Below are 13,017 nucleotides of genomic sequence, written 5' to 3' on the forward strand. Positions count from 1 at the left end.
CATGGACCGTTCGGTAACCCACGACCCACTGGTGCTCCTAGCACGCAAGGCCGCCGCCGCCGGTGCTGCCGTGTTGGCACGGCGCGATGAATCGAAGTTCAACACCGATGAAAAGTCGGCTGCCGGTGACTGGGTCACCGACTTCGACAGGGCGGCGGAGGAAGCGATCCGCCGCACCATTCAAACCATGCGCCCCAACGACGAGCTCACCGGCGAAGAATATCCCAGCGCCAAGCCGCAGCACCCCAGCGGCTACCGCTGGAGCATCGATCCGCTGGACGGCACCACGAACTTCGTGCGCAATATCGCCTACTACTGCTCCTCAGCCGGCGTCTGCCAGCAGCAGGACGACGGGAGCGAGGTGTGGGTAGCCGGCGCCGTTCTGGCACCAGCGCTGGGCGTTGAATACTATGCTGGCCGAGGCCTGGGCGCTTGGCGGCGGGACCTGCGCACCGATCACCTGACCCAGCTGCATGGCCCGAAGGACACCGAAGCGAAGATCTTGGCTACTGGCTTCGGCTACGATCCGCAGCGCCGCGAATTCCAAGCCTCGGTGCTGGGACAGCTGCTCGGCGAATACGTGAACGTCCGCCGGCTCGGCTCCGCCGCCCTTGACCTGTGCCTGGTGGCAGAGGGGGCGCTGGACGCCTATGTTGAATTCGGCACCCAGGAATACGACTGGGCCGCCGGCGCCTTGATCGCCGAAGAAGCAGGAACCCCAGTGGGCCGACCGGTCGGCTACCCGGGCTGGCAGTACGCCGGATTGGTTGATCCGGCGAAGCTGCCGATGCCGGAATCGGGAGTCTAGGCCAGCAGGCTGGCCATGGCCAGCGAAGCATAGTAAACCAGCACACCGATGAACACGCCGCCGCAGACCTGCGAAGCGGTGTGTTCATTGCTTTTAATACGCGCCCATGACAGCAGGGCAATAAAGCAGATGATCAGTGGGTGCAGCCCTGGATTTCCGCTTCCGAACTGCAGGGCCACGAAGGTGCCGACGGCAAGGTGGACCGAAACTTTCCACCAGATATTGACCAGCGCAACAACTGCCAGCCCAAGGAGGATTGAACCCACTTCACCGTAGATTGCCCTTCCAGAGTCCATGAGTCGCAGTACCAGCAGACCGGCAATGATGGACCCAGCCGTGACAGCGTAGAGCCAATGGCGTTGCTGACGCTGAGTCACGTGCAGGTCGCTGACCACGCCGCGCAGCTTTGCATAGAGCAGCACACACCACGGAATGATGGTGGTGAATAACGCCGCGACTAGCGCTTGCGCCCAGCTCACCGAGGCATTGCGCACGGGAGAGCTAATGATGAACAATGTTGCCAACACCACGGGAGTCAGGACATGAGAGGCGACCACCGCCGCCCGAAACGCTGGATTGTTAGTTGGCCGGGTTTCGTTGCGCAGCATAGTCGAGGCATGAGCCTTTCGTGGGTAAACGGTCAGTGGACTACCGTTTCCACGCTACAGGCAAGGGGCCATGTCATGCCGCACCGCAGTGTCGCGCACGGGCCGGAGATCTAGTGACCCTCCGATATCAGGTACTGGTTGCGCAGTCGGATGAGCTTTGGCATATACCAGCCGAGCACCAATCGTTCTGCAATCCAGCCCAGTGGGCCCAGCGGGGCCTGGAAGTGGATCTTGTCCACCATGATGGTCTCGCCCCGCACGGCGAAGAATTCATGCACATGGTGAAATCGCTTGAATGGTCCGCGCTGCTGCTCATCGGTAAACGTATGCGGTGCGTCTAGGGCGGTAATCTTGGACGTCATCTTGAAGGGAATGCCGAAGTGCGTTGCCCGCCAGGTCACCTGCTCACCCCAGCCGATCCTCCCGGCGGTGACCCCGCCAACTGCCCGCTCACCCGACTGCGCCATGGAAGCAGTGTGGGCGTCGATGCTCAAAGACTTGTCAAAGAGCTGCTCGACGCTCATTTTCGTACGGGTCACGCATTCGAAATACACTGCCATGAGGCAAGGCTAGCCGACCACGAGATTTTCATCGGTAATTCCCGCGGCCGCGTCATCGTAGTACTCGCGTTGGGTCAACTTGGACGCTGCGGCCTCGTCAAGCACCACCACCGCGTCGCGGTGCAGCTGCAGCACCGAACCCGGGCAGGAAGCGCAGAGCGCACCTTCAACGGCCGCGGCGATGGCGTCGGCCTTGCCTGCGCCGGTAGCCACCAACACCAGCCGGCCTGCCTCTAGGATGGTTCCCAAGCCCTGGGTTACACAGTGGGTCGGTACATGCTCGATCCCATCGAAAAAGCGGGCATTGTCTTCGCGGGTTTTGGCCGCCAACCGCTTGATGCGGGTGCGGCTGGTCAACGCGCTGCCCGGTTCGTTGAAGCCTAAATGCCCGTTGGCTCCAATGCCCAGGATCTGCACCTGAATACCGCCGGCGGCCTTGATCGCTGCGTCATAGGCGTCGGCGGAGGCCTGGACCTGCGCCACCGTGCCGCCGGTGCCCTGCGGGACGTTCAGGCCGGAGACGGGCAGGCCAATAACGTTGCAGACCTCATTGATCAGGGTCTGTCGGTAGGACTGCTCGTGGGTGTCTGGGATGCCGATGTATTCATCCAACGCAAAGCCTGCGGCGGCGGAGAAGTCAACCCGCGACTCGGCGGCGGCGACCGCCAGTTCACGGTAGAGGCCCAGGGGAGAGGACCCGGTGGCAAGCCCCAGGACCTGTCCTCTGCCATTGCCATGTTCGGCGAGGCCTTCAATGACGTTATCGGCGGCGATCCGTGCAACTTCTTCGGGGCTAGAGCCAATGAGTACGCGCATGAGAATCCAATCTTCAAGGGAGTTTGTGCCGGAATGCCCGGCTGGAAATCGACGGCAACCTCATCGTTAGCGCTAGTGCCTTCATCATTCCATGGGGGACCGGGCGTGGGCATCTTTATGCCGAAGGAACCTGCAACATTTCCAAGATGGTGCGTGCCAAGACCGGGGAAGCTCCATAGGTGGTGATGTCCGCCCCGGGGGCCGGCCAGCCGAAGTTGCACACCAATACCTGCTGTCCGTTGCCGCGCAGACGCGCCGCCAGCGCGTGCACCGTGTGTTCTTCGGTCATCGCGCGCGCAGCCAGCAGCACCTTTGCATCTGGGGCGATCTGCTCTTCCTTGACGGTGGGAGCAATACTTGCAAGTCCCCAGGGCACGCGGCCCACGGCCATATTGCTGTCGGTGTCCAGCTGGACCAGCTGGACCGGTGCGGCGCTCGCACTCCAGGCATCCACCGCATCTGATGTTTCGAAGGCGCGGCTCCAATCGCCCACCGCAAGCTCCACCGGGTCGCAGACCTCGTCGTCAAGGCGGTAGTGTTCAGCCAGTGCGGTGGTCCGTGCGGCGGCATCGCGCAGCCTTTCGATGTCCAGCGTCCCATCGTTGAGAGCATGCGTGATCGCGGCGATGACCAGGTCGTAGTCTTCGCGGGTCATATCCGTTCCCAGGCACAGCAGGTCCGCCCCGGCGCGCAGGGCGCGGACGGCGGCCACCGGAATGCCTGTCTCGGCGCTGGCACCGGCCATGTCCAGGGCGTCGGTGACGATGACCCCCTCGAAGCCGAGTTCCCCACGCAGCAGATCGCCGAGGATCGCACTGGAGAAGGTGGCAGGGTTCTGCGGGTCCAGGGCGGGAACCATGATGTGGCTAGTCATGATCGCGGCGATGCCTGTTTGTATTGCCGCGGTGAAGGGGGCCAGCTCCCGCTCGGCCAGGGTAAAGGGGTCGACCGCCACCACCGGCAGGGCAAGGTGCGAGTCGGTGGAGGTATCGCCATGGCCTGGGAAGTGCTTGGCGCAGGCGGCCACCATTTCACCCTGCAGGCCCACGGTGAAGGCGGCGGTATGCATGGCCACCTTGTGCGGGCTGATCCCGAAGGAGCGCACGCCGATCACCGGGTTCTTCGCATTGGTGTTCACGTCGGCATCCGGCGCAAGGTTCAGATTGAAGCCAAAGGAACGCATTTCGCGGGCGATGGCGCGGGCGCTGGCCCGGGTCAGCTGCGGGTCGTCCAGCCGGCCGAGCACCGCGTTGCCCGGCTGGTTTGAACCGTCGCGGTAGTGCAGGCGGGTGACGTCCCCGCCCTCTTCGTCCAGCGCCAGGATGGCTTGGGGCGAGGCTTCACGCACGTGGGCCATGAGGGCGGCCAGCTGCTGATTATCCTGAATGTTGCCGCCGTAGATGCACAGTGAGCCGAGCCCCGCGCGCAGTTCTTCGGCTACCCAGTCCGGCAGGGTGGTGCCGATGAATCCGGGCATGAGTACCCGGCGGGCCAGGGGGCGCACGGTGGCGTCGTCGTAGTGAGTATCCATAAATTATCCCTTCACGGCGCCGCCGACCAGGCCGGAGGACATCCGGGACTGGACCAGCAGGAAGAAAATGATGACAGGTACTGCGACCAGGGTGGAGGCAGCCATGACCATGCCCCAGTCGGTCTCTCGGGTGGCTGAGGCCTGGATGAAGGAGCGCAGCCACAGCGGCAGGGTCTTGGACTGGTCCTCGGTCATCACCACCAGCGCCACGGTGAATTCATTCCACGCCTGCAGGAAGGCATACACGCCGGAGGCCACCAGACCCGGGGCCAGCAGCGGGAAGGTGATGCGCAGGAACGCCTGGGTGCGCGAGAGCCCGTCCACCATCGCCGCCTCTTCCAGTTCCACCGGGACGCCCGCGACGAAGCCGCGCAGCATCCAGATGGTGAAGGGCACCACGGCCGCTGCGTAGAGCACCGTCAGGCCGATCACCGAGTTGAGCATGTTCAGTGAGGAGAACATCTTGTACTGGGCGATGAACATTCCCTCGGCGGGGAGCATCTGGATCAGCAGCAGCGCCAGGATGAAGGACTTGCGTCCGCGGAAGCGGAAGCGGCTGATGGCCAGCGCCCCGAGGAATGCCACCACTAGGCATACCAGCACGGTGGCCAGGGTCACCGTCAGCGAGACGCCCAGGGCGCGCAGGAAACCGCCGTCGGCCAGCACCGCCTTGAAGTTGTCGAAGGATCCGCCGATGGGCAGGAAGTGCGGGGTAGTGGACTGCAGGGTGGTGTTGGGCAGCAGGGATGAGTTCAGCATCCAGTACACGGGGAAGGCCCAGATCACGGCCGCGATCAGCGCCAGTATTCCGGCGGAGTAGGTGGAGAGCTTGGTGCGCATCAGTTCTCTTCCTTCATCAGGGAGCGGACGTAGTACCAGCTGATGGCGATGGTGATCAGCAGCATCAACACCGACACGGCGCTGGCAATGCCGAAGGATCCCGAGCCCACGCCGGCCTGATAGATGTAGGTGCCCAGCAGGTGGGTTTCATTGGCGACGCCGCCGGCATCCTGCAGGAGTTTGATCTGGGTGAACACCCTCAGGTCCCAGATCAGCTGCAGCAGCATCACGATGGAGAGCACCGGTGCGATGATCGGCAGGATGATCAGGCGGGTGCGCTGCCATCCGGAGGCGCCGTCCATGGCCGCGGCCTCCAGCATCTCCTCAGAGATCTGTGTGAGCCCGGCGTAGATGCTCAGCGCCACAAATGGCACCGAGGCCCAGACAACGATGATCAGGGCGGTGATGAAAAAGGTGGTGGGATTTGCCAGCCAGTTGTGATCCGCCGCGTCGACGCCGAGCTTAACCAGCACCCAGTTCAGCAGGCCGCGCCGCCAGTCGACCAGCCACACCCAGACGGTCATCGAGGCAACAACTGGCATGGCCCAGGCCAGCAGCAGCGAAATCTGCAGGATCAGCCTGATCGACTTGTGCACCCGCTTCATCAGCAGCGCCAGAATGAATCCGGAAATCACGGTGAAGCCGGCGGCCAGCAGGCAGAAGAGCAGGGAGCGGGCCAGCACGACCCAGAAATTCGAGTCGGTCAACAGCTGCGTGTAGTTTGCGAAGCCCACGAACTGTGGTGCCTGGCCGAACTGCTGCTTCAGCCCGAATTCCTGGAAGCTGGTGACCAACTGCCAGCCCACCGGGTAGCCCAGGGCGAGGACAAGCAGCACGATGGTTGGCAGGATCAGCAGCCAGGCACGCGACCGGGAGCGTTTCGCCGCCGCTGCGGCTGCTGGCGGCGCCGGGTCCTTCGCCTTCTTCGGCGCGGTGAGCTGGGAGGTCATGACGGGGTTCCTTGCTGGGAGGCGTAAAGGTCAGTCAAAGTGGTGGCATCAATGGTGGCCGAAGCGCTGTGCACTTCGACCACCGTTGGTACTAGCTGCCGATCATTAGTTGAGGTTCAACATGGGGGTGATCTTGGCGTCGTATTCCTCCGCCAGGGCCTTCAGATCGGTGGATGATTCGATCTTGCCGAAGAATTCCTCAAGGACCTGGTTGGTCTCCACCGCCGCCCAGCCTGGTGCGGCCGGGGTCAGCTTGGAGTTCTTCATGGCGGCAATGGCGGTGGTGGCGAACTGGTCGGTGCCCAGCGATGAGGAGTAGTCAAGGTTGCCCGGTGCCAGCCCTGCCTTGCCCAGCATGTTCTGGTATTCCTCCGAGAAGATGATGCGCAGCAATTCCTTGGACAGTTCGGGGTTCTGGCTCTTGGCCGAGATGCCGATGTTCGACCCGCCGGCCAACACAGGGGCAGGCTGACCGTCGTTGCCCGGCAGGGCGAAGATGCCGAACTTCTCGTCGTTCCAGACGCGGGCTTCCTTGCCGTCGACCTTCTTCAGGTCGCCTATGGAGAACTGTGCCCAGTTCGGAGCCATGATGGTGGCGGCGGACAGGGTGGTCTTGCCGGTGGGCTTGCCCTCTTCATCAAGGATCAGGTCGGCATCGTTGATGTACAGCCACGGGGTGACGTCCTTGGCGTCGGACGGCGCCTTGGAAGCGTTCTTGTAGATTTCCTGCAGCTGCGCAAGGCCCTTGAGGGTGTTCTCATCGGCAAGGGTGGAGACCCACTGGTCGCCCTCCTTCTTGGCAAGATCTCCGCCGTTGGCGTAGATCCAGGAGACGCCGTTGCGCCAGTCCTGGCCGCCGAGGAAGAATCCGGAGAAGTTCTTGATGTCGCGAGGGTTCTTCTCGGTGATGGCGGTGACCGCGGAGTTGAACTCGTCAAGGGTCTTCGGGGTGTCTACTCCCGCCTCTTTCCACAGGTCCTTGCGGAAGAACATGTAGCGCGAGCCTGCATAGTACGGGAGGGTGTACTTGGTGTCGTCGACGCTGCCTGCCTCGACGAAGGAAGGGATCAGGCTGTCGCCGCCCAGCTCCTCGTACATGTCGCTGACGTCGAGGAATGCACCGATGTTGGTGAAGGTGGGGGACTGGGTATTGCCCATTTCCACGACGTCTGGGGTGTTGTTCGGATCCGGCAGTGCGGTGGTCATCTTGGTGATGAGGTCGCCCCAGCCCTGTTCCTCGATCTTGAGGGTGGCGCCGGTTTTCGCCTTGAAATTATCCTTCAGGTAGGCGCGCAATTCGTCGGGGGTGTCGCCGCCTGCAAGCCAGAGGGTGATTGACTTGTCGGCGTTGGCCGCCTTGTCGATGGCGGCAGGTGAAGTTTCGCTTGGGGCGCTGGCCCCGCCGCCGCAGGCGGTCAAAGCTACAGAGGCAACCATGGTGCTGGCTGCCAGAGACAGCATTGTCTTCTTCTTCACGTCGAAGGTTCCTTTCGGGAAAGATATGCGAGTGAATCTACTGAGTACTGTGAATCGGGTGGTGCGAGGTTGATTGTTTAGGCCACCCCCAGCTCGTTGAACAGCACATTCACGGCTGCACCGCGCAGCACGATGTCATCCGGGTTCTCGGAGAGTTGGACCGTGAAGTTGGGGCGCTGGGACGCATTGGTGCGTGCGGTAATGGTGTCCTGCAGTGCGGCGAGCAGCTGCGCATCGACATATTGAGCAGGGCCGGCGATCACCAGATCTTGGATGTCTAGCACGGAAACGATGGGAGCCAGCACGATCCCCAGGCGTTCGGCCGCCTGATGCATGATGGTCGCGCGGTGCTCCTCGGCGGATACTCCGTCGGGCTGCTCGGTCAGGGCCCGGCGGATGGACGGGACGGACACCCAGGACTCGAGGCATCCGTGCTTGCCGCAGATGCACAGCGGTCCCTGATCGGTGCCGACGATGACGTGGCCGAGTTCTCCGGAGGCCGCATTGGCCCCGCGGACCTGGGTGCCGTTGACCAGGGTGCCGCAGCCGACGCCGCGGCCGAGCTTGACCAGCATCATGTGCGCGCTGCCGTTGCCGAAGGTGTGTTCGCCCATCACCGCGCCGTCGGCGTCGTTCAGTACATGGGTAGGCAACTGATAGCGCTCAGAAATTTCACCACGCAGATCCACATCGGTCCAGCCGAAGTTCGGTGCGGTGAGGATCAGGCCTTCGCTGTTGACGATGCCCGGCGTTCCCACGCCGATGCCGATGATTGGTTCGGTCGCGGCGGCGATGGCCTGACCGGTGAGGTCGATGACCTGGGCCGTGGCCGCATCGCCCTTTTCGTCGTTGGTTTCCAATTCCACGCGGGTGAGCACTTTGCCGTCCAGGTCCATGACGGCCGCGCGCATGACCGCCGAGTCGGCGAGGTCGACTCCGATGATCTGCAGGCCCTTGCGATTGATGTCTACCAGGATGCTTGGCTTGCCCGGGCGGCTGGCGTTGGACGTGCCCAGCTCGATGACGTGGCCGCGGGACATCAATTCGGTGACCAGATCTGAGATGGTCACTCGGGTCAGGCCGCTGGCGCGGGAGAGGTCTGCCCGGCTCATGGGCCCCTGGGCATAGAGGTGCTGAAGCACGAGGGCGAGGTTGTGTTCACGGCCGTGGGAAGGCAGGGAAGCGGTTCGCCGGGTCATGGTTCTGCGGGTGCCCGAGGTGGAAGTCATGACTGTTAGTTAACTTTACTAACAAACATTTGGCAAGCGACTTTTTGGACCTTAGAGCGCGTGACCCGCCTAACATGAATGCTCGTGTTATTAGATCAAGAATCGATAAATCGTCATTGACTAGGATGATTGTTGATGAGGTGGGTCACTTGAAGGTGTAGTGCTCGCGGGTTGTAACAATTTGGGAGCCTGCGCCGCCAGGCATGGCAGGGTGGTCGCAGGGCCGGACTGTTGGTGGCAAAATTAAGAAACTATGTCACTTCATGAAGATTTCCGCGTGACCGACGGTGCGCTGAAAATTGAACTAGCCACCGAGGCTGATTATCAGCGGGTCGGGGATATTACCGTCGACGCCTACCTGCACGCCGGACACTTTGATGATCCGGAGCATGAGTATCTCCGGTTCGTGCGCAAGGTAGCGCAGCGCGCCGCAGCGGCAGAGGTTTACGTGGCCCGCAATGAAGAAGCAACGATCGCCTCCATGACGTTGTTAACCTATGGGAATGTCTATGCGGATATCGCCCTGGACGGTGAGCTTGAAATTCGCATGCTCAGCGTCGACCCGAGCGTGCAACGCTCAGGTGCCGGCCGTGCGATGGTTCTTGCGGCGATAGAACGGGCACGGCTCGAACCCGGGGTGCACACGGTATCCCTCACCACCGGCCAGGACTGGAAGGCGGCGCGTGCGCTGTATGAATCACTGGGATTTGTTCGTGCCGAAGAGCGGGATTGGTATGTGCCAGACACCGACATCCTGCTCATCGTCTACACGCTGAAGCTTTAATAAACACCTTGTCGCGTCATGGCTGGTTCTTAGAACTGGCCCATAGAATGGCGTATATGAGTGCATTTCACCGAAAAGTTGTAGCTGTCTCCATTGCGAGCCTCGTCGCAGGCGGCCTCAGTGCCTGCAGCGCCGCACCAGTGGACCCCTCCGGTTCTGCCGACGCCTTGGTCTCGGCCCTGAATTCGGGTGACTTTTCGGCCGTCAGCTTCACCGACACCGATGCATCGGTAGCGGCAGAAGAAATGAAAACAGCTTTCGGCAAGCTCGGGGACATGGACCACAAGAGCACGCTGAGTGAAGTGGCCATTGACGAGGCCGAGCAGGATGGCGTTAAAACCGCCACGGCAACAATCAATACGGTGTGGGACGTCGACGCATCGGACAACGACTTCTCGTATCAAACCAAGGCGGTGTGGGAATACGACGAAGACGGCAAAACCTGGCAGCTGCGCTTCACCCCATCGGTGCTGGCCCCAGAGCTGGCGGAGGGCGACTACCTCGCCGCCAGCTTCGTGCCCGCGCAGCGCGGCAACATCACCGACGGGGATGGAAAGAATATCGTTACCGACCGCCCGGTCATCAACGTAGGAATCGACAAGACCCAGGCGTCCAAGGACGAATGGACTTCGTCTGCTAAGGCACTTGCCAAACTCGTGGAGATCGATCCGGACGCCTATGCGGCAAAGGTCGAAGCAGCCAGCGATAAGGCGTGGGTTGAGGCAATTGTGTTGCGTGATGACTCGACGCGCACCGTCACGGACGCGCAGATTGCGAAGATTCCGGGAGCTGTGGCGCAGGAAGACAAGATCCCGCTGGCTCCAAGCCGCATTTTCGCCCGCCCCCTGCTTGGTTCGGTCGGCGAGGCCACGGCAGAAGTCATTGAAAAATCGGACGGCAAGATCCGCTCGGGGGACCAGGTAGGTCTCTCCGGGCTGCAGGCCACCTACAACGACACGCTTTCTGGAACCGACGGGGTGAGCATTTCCCGATACAACGCTGCGAAGGAAGCTCAAGAAGAGCTCTTTGCCAATAAGCCTGTCGCGGGCAAGGATGTACAGCTCACCTTGGACCAGAAGCTGCAGGAGAAGGCCGATGAGCTTCTTGAAGACTCCAAATCCAACTCTGCGATTGTCGTGATTAGACCGTCGGACGGCGCGGTGTTGGCTGCGTCTTCGGGACCGGTGACCTCGGGGCTGAATACCTCGCTGCAGGGAAAGTACGCACCTGGTTCTTCCTTCAAGGTCATCAGCGCCTTGGCAATGATCCGCGACGGCGATGATGCAAATACGAAGGTGCAGTGCACGCCGACCGCCACCATCGATGGTCGAACCTTCAGCAACTATGACGGGTATCCGTCCAGTGCCCTGGGAACCATTCCGCTGTCCGAGGCCATTGCACAATCCTGCAATACCGTCTTCCTGAATGAAGGAGCCGACATTGGCGGCAAGAAGCTGGCAGAAGCAGCCGCCGCGCTGGGGTTGACCGGTGAAGACGGCACCGGCGTGGGTGCGGTTCTCGGCTCGGTGCCCACCGACTCCACAGGTACGGAGCAGGCGGCAAACATGATCGGCCAGGGCGTCGTCGAGGCGTCCCCGCTGGGTATGGCCACAGTCGTTGCATCGGTGCAGGCAAAGCAGACGGTATCCCCGAAACTTGTGGTGAGCCCGGAGCCCAAGGCGGCTGCCGCTCCGGCCTCGAAGCTGACGCAGGACGAAGCCGATGAGCTGGCCAAGATGATGTCTCAGGTCATCGATCACGGCACCCTGAAGGATCTGAAGGGTACCGGTGACGGTGCGATCATCGGCAAGAGCGGAACCGCTGAATACGACAGCGAACGCAATGCCCACGCATGGGCCATCGCGGCTCAGGACGACATCGCGATTGCTGCCTTCGTCGAAGACGGCAATGGCGGTGCACAGACCGCAGGTCCGCTGGTCAAGTCGATGCTGAAGGCAGCGAACTAGATCCAAGCTGGGTTTAGACACTAAAGGTCGGTTTCAGATGCTCATCTGAAACCGACCTTTTCAGTTACCCATTGCCAGTTGAACTGGGGTGGTTGCCGCTCTACCGTCCGTTGGCGAAGTACTCGCGATCCAACAGTCCAAGGATCAACTCATCGTGGAATGCGCCGTCGTGGAAGTACGAATCCCTTTCTCTTCCCTCAAGCGTGAAACCCGCTTTTTCATAGGCTTTGAGCGCACGAGTATTGAATGACGCCACCCGCAGTGAAATACGATGCAGTCCCAGTTCCCTGAACCCATAGCCCGTCATCAGCTTGACCGCCCGGGTGCCCAACCCCTGGCCGACAGAAGTCGGGCCGATGATCACCGCCATGGTCGAGGAACGGTGGGGGAGTACTCCTCCGTAAAGGGTGATGTGTCCAATGAAGGAACCAGTGGCCTTCTCAAAGATGCTGAAGCCAGCGTCACCGGAGTTGGGCTGATTCTCGCTCCATGAGCTGAACATCTGCGCCAGGGATGTGCCGGGCCGCGGCTTGATGACGCGTTGCTGCAATACGGCCCACTGCGGGTCGTTCCACCATTCCGAAAGCTTGGCGAAGTCCTCGGCCTCCGATTCTCGAAGCACGATTGCATCATCTTCAAGCAGCGATGAACCATAACCCTGCGCCTCGTTGATACTCTTCCACTCGCGGTTAGTCTCCATGCCAACTACGATAGTCATAGTCTGTCTCCTAACCGATTATTTGTTTCAGTCACTGCAAGAACTCGCCTCATCCGAAAGCGACGCGCATGGGAATCATCTACAACACCTCGATGAAGCCGGGCAAAGACGAACTGGTCTCAGCCTGGTTGATCAAACAGGCCTTCTTCACCAGCAAGCGCGAGCCCAACCTGCAACACGTCGGCGGCTTCCGCCTGGAAGATCCGGCGGGCAAGGTGGGGATAGAGTTCCGCTTCTACGCCGACAACACAGACCTCACCGACGTGATCTACCATGTCCCGCTGACCTATCGCGACGCTCCTCTGCCGGGAGCGCAGAAATACCTGATGGGGACCAGCGAACACGGCATCCTCGGAACCCGCTATATTTACGATGCCGTCGGCGACCCGGTGTTCAACCAACAGCTAGCGGCGCTGGCAGCGGGAACCGTGAACGCCCAGCACCGCCATGAGTCATTCACCGAGGAGCCGCGGGTACGCCGAAAAGGAAACCTGACGGGCAAGAAGCTCGACGTGGTGCGTAAACCGGTAGTGGGCGCCCGCGGCTCGGAAGGCGTCATCGGATTCTGGGAGAACGCACTGGGGCAGGAACTGCGCGGACTGGTATTGCGCACAGCGTAGCTGATCGGCCACATAAGGACCTGATTCGGCGCCGGTACGGGATAGACTTGTCTATGAAACCCAACCGCCCATTCTAGGGAGATATATGTCTGCCATCAGCCGTGAGGACC

13 protein-coding genes are annotated in these 13,017 nt (G+C 61.5%); 4 read left to right on the forward strand and 9 right to left on the reverse strand.

The features are described from left to right. The first annotated feature begins 1 nt into the window (after nt 1). On the forward strand, nt 2-808 hold the full coding sequence (locus RUH64_RS10895; protein WP_313813332.1) for an inositol monophosphatase family protein: 807 nt from the start codon (nt 2-4) through the stop codon (nt 806-808). Here RUH64_RS10895 and RUH64_RS10900 read toward each other — a convergent pair. The 8 genes from RUH64_RS10900 to RUH64_RS10935 all read right to left on the reverse strand — a co-directional run bounded on the left by RUH64_RS10900 (nt 805) and on the right by RUH64_RS10935 (nt 8,818). Then, the gene (locus tag RUH64_RS10900; protein ID WP_313813333.1) at nt 805-1,416 is read right to left on the reverse strand and encodes a hypothetical protein; all 612 of its coding nucleotides are present in this window, start codon (nt 1,414-1,416) and stop codon (nt 805-807) included. The genes RUH64_RS10895 and RUH64_RS10900 overlap by 4 nt on opposite strands. 110 nt (nt 1,417-1,526) lie before the next feature. Beyond that, a complete protein-coding gene (locus RUH64_RS10905; protein WP_313813334.1) occupies nt 1,527-1,976 on the reverse strand; it encodes an SRPBCC family protein in 450 nt (149 codons plus the stop codon). 9 nt (nt 1,977-1,985) lie between these two features. Beyond that, nucleotides 1,986-2,792 (reverse strand): glucosamine-6-phosphate deaminase, encoded by an 807-nt coding sequence (locus RUH64_RS10910; protein WP_313813335.1) that lies wholly within the window; start codon nt 2,790-2,792, stop codon nt 1,986-1,988. A gap of 115 nt (nt 2,793-2,907) precedes the next feature. Next, entirely contained in the window at nt 2,908-4,323 is a 1,416-nt protein-coding gene (locus RUH64_RS10915; RefSeq protein WP_313813336.1) for a glycoside hydrolase family 3 N-terminal domain-containing protein, read from the reverse strand. A 3-nt stretch (nt 4,324-4,326) separates the two neighbouring features. Then, nucleotides 4,327-5,163: a carbohydrate ABC transporter permease gene (locus tag RUH64_RS10920; protein WP_313813337.1), complete on the reverse strand. Its 837-nt coding sequence runs from the start codon at nt 5,161-5,163 to the stop codon at nt 4,327-4,329. After that, the gene (locus tag RUH64_RS10925; protein ID WP_313813338.1) at nt 5,163-6,113 is read right to left on the reverse strand and encodes a sugar ABC transporter permease; all 951 of its coding nucleotides are present in this window, start codon (nt 6,111-6,113) and stop codon (nt 5,163-5,165) included. The genes RUH64_RS10920 and RUH64_RS10925 overlap by 1 nt, the downstream gene beginning before the upstream one ends. 105 nt (nt 6,114-6,218) lie before the next feature. Then, on the reverse strand, nt 6,219-7,589 hold the full coding sequence (locus tag RUH64_RS10930; protein ID WP_313813339.1) for an extracellular solute-binding protein: 1,371 nt from the start codon (nt 7,587-7,589) through the stop codon (nt 6,219-6,221). 77 nt (nt 7,590-7,666) lie between these two features. Further along, on the reverse strand, nt 7,667-8,818 hold the full coding sequence (locus tag RUH64_RS10935) for an ROK family transcriptional regulator (protein WP_313813340.1): 1,152 nt from the start codon (nt 8,816-8,818) through the stop codon (nt 7,667-7,669). 253 nt (nt 8,819-9,071) lie between these two features. On the opposite strand from RUH64_RS10935, the gene RUH64_RS10940 reads away from it, so the two are divergent. Beyond that, nucleotides 9,072-9,602 (forward strand): GNAT family N-acetyltransferase, encoded by a 531-nt coding sequence (locus tag RUH64_RS10940; RefSeq protein WP_313813342.1) that lies wholly within the window; start codon nt 9,072-9,074, stop codon nt 9,600-9,602. A gap of 56 nt (nt 9,603-9,658) precedes the next feature. Beyond that, nucleotides 9,659-11,569: a penicillin-binding transpeptidase domain-containing protein gene (locus RUH64_RS10945; RefSeq protein ID WP_313813344.1), complete on the forward strand. Its 1,911-nt coding sequence runs from the start codon at nt 9,659-9,661 to the stop codon at nt 11,567-11,569. Nucleotides 11,570-11,669: 100 nt separating this feature from the next. On the opposite strand, the gene RUH64_RS10950 is transcribed toward RUH64_RS10945, so the two are convergent. Then, entirely contained in the window at nt 11,670-12,287 is a 618-nt protein-coding gene (locus tag RUH64_RS10950; protein WP_313813345.1) for a GNAT family protein, read from the reverse strand. A 68-nt stretch (nt 12,288-12,355) separates the two neighbouring features. Between RUH64_RS10950 and RUH64_RS10955 the strand changes: the two genes are divergently transcribed. Further along, nucleotides 12,356-12,907: a maltokinase N-terminal cap-like domain-containing protein gene (locus tag RUH64_RS10955; RefSeq protein ID WP_313813346.1), complete on the forward strand. Its 552-nt coding sequence runs from the start codon at nt 12,356-12,358 to the stop codon at nt 12,905-12,907. The last annotated feature ends 110 nt before the right edge of the window (nt 12,908-13,017 follow it).

This window comes from Glutamicibacter sp. (genome assembly GCF_032154645.1).
In the GTDB taxonomy this organism is placed as follows: Bacteria; Actinomycetota; Actinomycetes; order Actinomycetales; family Micrococcaceae; genus Glutamicibacter.

Bases quoted from the DNA above. Each gene is read 5' to 3' on its own strand.
- RUH64_RS10895 (WP_313813332.1), top strand. From the start codon at position 2: ATGGACCGTTCGGTAACCCACGACCCACTGGTGCTCCTAGCACGCAAG.
- RUH64_RS10900 (WP_313813333.1), bottom strand. From the start codon at position 1,416: ATGCTGCGCAACGAAACCCGGCCAACTAACAATCCAGCGTTTCGGGCG.
- RUH64_RS10905 (WP_313813334.1), bottom strand. From the start codon at position 1,976: ATGGCAGTGTATTTCGAATGCGTGACCCGTACGAAAATGAGCGTCGAG.
- RUH64_RS10910 (WP_313813335.1), bottom strand. From the start codon at position 2,792: ATGCGCGTACTCATTGGCTCTAGCCCCGAAGAAGTTGCACGGATCGCC.
- RUH64_RS10915 (WP_313813336.1), bottom strand. From the start codon at position 4,323: ATGGATACTCACTACGACGACGCCACCGTGCGCCCCCTGGCCCGCCGG.
- RUH64_RS10920 (WP_313813337.1), bottom strand. From the start codon at position 5,163: ATGCGCACCAAGCTCTCCACCTACTCCGCCGGAATACTGGCGCTGATC.
- RUH64_RS10925 (WP_313813338.1), bottom strand. From the start codon at position 6,113: ATGACCTCCCAGCTCACCGCGCCGAAGAAGGCGAAGGACCCGGCGCCG.
- RUH64_RS10935 (WP_313813340.1), bottom strand. From the start codon at position 8,818: ATGACTTCCACCTCGGGCACCCGCAGAACCATGACCCGGCGAACCGCT.
- RUH64_RS10940 (WP_313813342.1), top strand. From the start codon at position 9,072: ATGTCACTTCATGAAGATTTCCGCGTGACCGACGGTGCGCTGAAAATT.
- RUH64_RS10945 (WP_313813344.1), top strand. From the start codon at position 9,659: ATGAGTGCATTTCACCGAAAAGTTGTAGCTGTCTCCATTGCGAGCCTC.
- RUH64_RS10950 (WP_313813345.1), bottom strand. From the start codon at position 12,287: ATGACTATCGTAGTTGGCATGGAGACTAACCGCGAGTGGAAGAGTATC.
- RUH64_RS10955 (WP_313813346.1), top strand. From the start codon at position 12,356: ATGGGAATCATCTACAACACCTCGATGAAGCCGGGCAAAGACGAACTG.